Source organism: Candidatus Methylomirabilota bacterium (assembly GCA_036002485.1).
Lineage (GTDB): Bacteria > Methylomirabilota > Methylomirabilia > Rokubacteriales > CSP1-6 > AR37.
Window position 1 is genome coordinate 1 of record DASYTI010000211.1, and the last position, 2553, is coordinate 2553.

Here is a 2553-nt window from a genome sequence, read left to right on the forward strand (position 1 = left end):
CGGACAAGGCCAATGTCGAGATCGAGGCTTTCGGCTCGGGCGTCCTGCGCAAGATCATCGTGGGCGAGGGGGGACAGGTGCCGGTAGGGGACCTCATCGGCGTCATTGCCGAGCCTTCCGACGATATCTCGACTCTCGCCGCCTCGGCGCCGTCGGCGGCCCCGGCCGCCGCCCCGCCCGCTCCCGCCAAAGCGGCCGCGCTGGCCGCAGCGGCCCCGCCGCCGCTCCCCGCCATGGAGAGCTACAAGTCCGAGCCGGCCACCACCGCGGTCGTGCCCATGTCGCCTGTCCCCGCCGCGGCGGCTCCCGCAGGCGGAGGCCGGGTCAAGGCCTCGCCGCTGGCCCGAAAGGTCGCTGCCCAGTCGGGAGTGGATCTCAGGCTCATTCAGGGATCGGGCCCGGGCGGCCGGATCGTGCGTCGAGACGTCGAGTCGGCCGCCACTGCCCCGGCGGTGGCCCCGGCGCCGGCTGCGCGTCCCGTTCCCGCCGCTCCCGCGGCGGCCGCGCGCCCGGCCTTCGTCATTCCGCAGCGCACGGGCGCCGAATACGAGGACAAGCCGTTGTCGGCGATGCGCGCCATCATCGCCAAGCGCATGCCATTGTCCAAGGGGCCGATTCCCCACTTCTACGTCACCTCGGAAGTGGCCATGGACCGGGCCTGGGCCCTCCGCGGCGACCTCAACGCGCTCGAGGGGCAGCCCAAGGTCTCCGTCACCGACATGATCATCAAGGCGTGCGCCCTCGCTCTGCTCAAGAACCCTGGCGTCAATGCCCAGCTCCAGGGTCAGGCCATCCGCGTTTTCCACCGCGCGCATATCGGAATCGCCGTCGCCCTCGACGAGGGGCTCATCACGCCGGTGCTGCGGGATTGTGATGCCAAACCCCTGACCCAGATCGCCTTCGAGGCGCGGGATCTCGCCGAGCGGGCGCGGGGGGGCAAGCTCCGCGCGCAGGAGATGAGCGGGGCCACGTTCTCCGTCTCCAACCTCGGCATGTTCGATGTCGAGGAGTTCTCGGCCATCATCAACCCGCCGGAAGGCGCCATCCTCGCCGTGGGCTCCGTCCTCGAGAAGCCCGTGGCCGATGGCGACCAGATCCGCGTGGGCCGCCGCATGAAGATGACCATCTCGTGCGACCACCGGGTCATGGATGGCGCCATGGGGGCGCGTTTCCTTCAGGACGTGAAGCGGCTGCTGGAAGAGCCCCTGCGGCTCCTGGTATAGCGCGGTGGCCGCTCAGCGCTTCGACGTCGTCGTGGTCGGCACGGGCCCGGGCGGCTATGTCGCCGCCATCCGCTGCGCCCAGCTCGGTCTCTCCGTGGCCGCCGTCGAGGACGACCGGCCAGGCGGGGTCTGCCTCAACTGGGGCTGCATTCCCACCAAGGCCCTCCTGCGAAACGCGGAGATCGTGGGGCTCTTTCAGCGCGCGGAAGAATTCGGCGTCACCGTGGGGACGTGGTCAGCCGACTATGCGCAGGCCATACAGCGATCACGGCGGGTGGCCGATCGCATGGCCAAGGGCGTCGAGTTCCTCTTCCGCAAGAACAAGATCACCCTGGTCCCGGGCACCGGCACCCTCAAGGCGAAGAACGTCGTCGAGGTCACGGGCAAGGACGGGGTCCAGACTCTGGAGGCCAAGGCCATCATCCTGGCCACCGGCTCCGAGCCCAGATCGCTGCCCGGTGTCACCATCGACGAGAAGCAGGTCATCTCGTCCAATGGCGCCGTGCGAACCGAGGCCAAGCCCGCCTCCCTCATCGTCATTGGCGCGGGCGCCGTGGGCATGGAATTCGCCGACGTGTACGGCGCCTACGGCGTCGCCGTGACCGTGCTCGAGGCGCTGCCGCGCGTGCTGCCCGTCGAGGACGAGGAGGTCTCGGCCTTGCTCGGGCGGGTCTTCAGTCGACGCGGCATGACCGTCCGCACCGGTGTTCGGGTGCAGAAGGTCAGTCCTGGCAAGGCCGGTCTGGCCGTGGAGATCGAGGCCGAGGGCAAGACGGAGCGCCTGGAGGCCCAGCAAGTGCTGATGGCGGTCGGACGCGCCTCGAAAACGCGAGGGTTGGGCCTCGAGACCCTGGGGGTGGCCGCGGAGCGTGGGCTTGTGACCGTCGGACCCACCATGGAGACATCGGTCAAGGGGATCTTCGCGGTGGGCGACATGACGGGACGCCAGATGCTGGCCCACAAGGCGATGGCGGAAGGCGTGGTGGCCGCCGAGGCCATCGCGGGCCGCTCGCCACGTCCGGTTGACTACGACAATGTCCCGTCCTGCACCTACTGCCGGCCCCAGGTCGCGTCGATCGGTCTGTCCGAGGCTCAGGCGAAGACCAATGGCCGCGAGATCGCCGTGGGGCGCTTTCCCTTCACGGCCAATGGCAAGGCGGTGGCCCTGGGCGAGACGGAGGGTTTCCTGAAGGTCGTGGCCGACAAGCGCACCGGGGAGATCCTGGGCGTGCACATCGTCGGGCCCGAGGCGACGGAGATGATCCATGAGTTCGCGGTGGGCCGCACCCTCGAGGCCACTCTCGAGGAGATCATCCACACCATCCACGCC

At 69.5% G+C, this 2553-nt stretch carries 2 protein-coding genes; both read left to right on the plus strand.

Going from position 1 to position 2553, the window contains the following annotated elements:
• The coding region (locus tag VGT00_18870) for a dihydrolipoamide acetyltransferase family protein (GenBank protein HEV8533494.1) at positions 1-1223 on the plus strand (1223 nt) is incomplete at its 5' end.
• Between the two features lie 4 nt (positions 1224-1227).
• A partial coding sequence (lpdA, locus tag VGT00_18875) for a dihydrolipoyl dehydrogenase (GenBank protein HEV8533495.1) occupies positions 1228-2553 on the plus strand: 1326 nt, incomplete at its 3' end.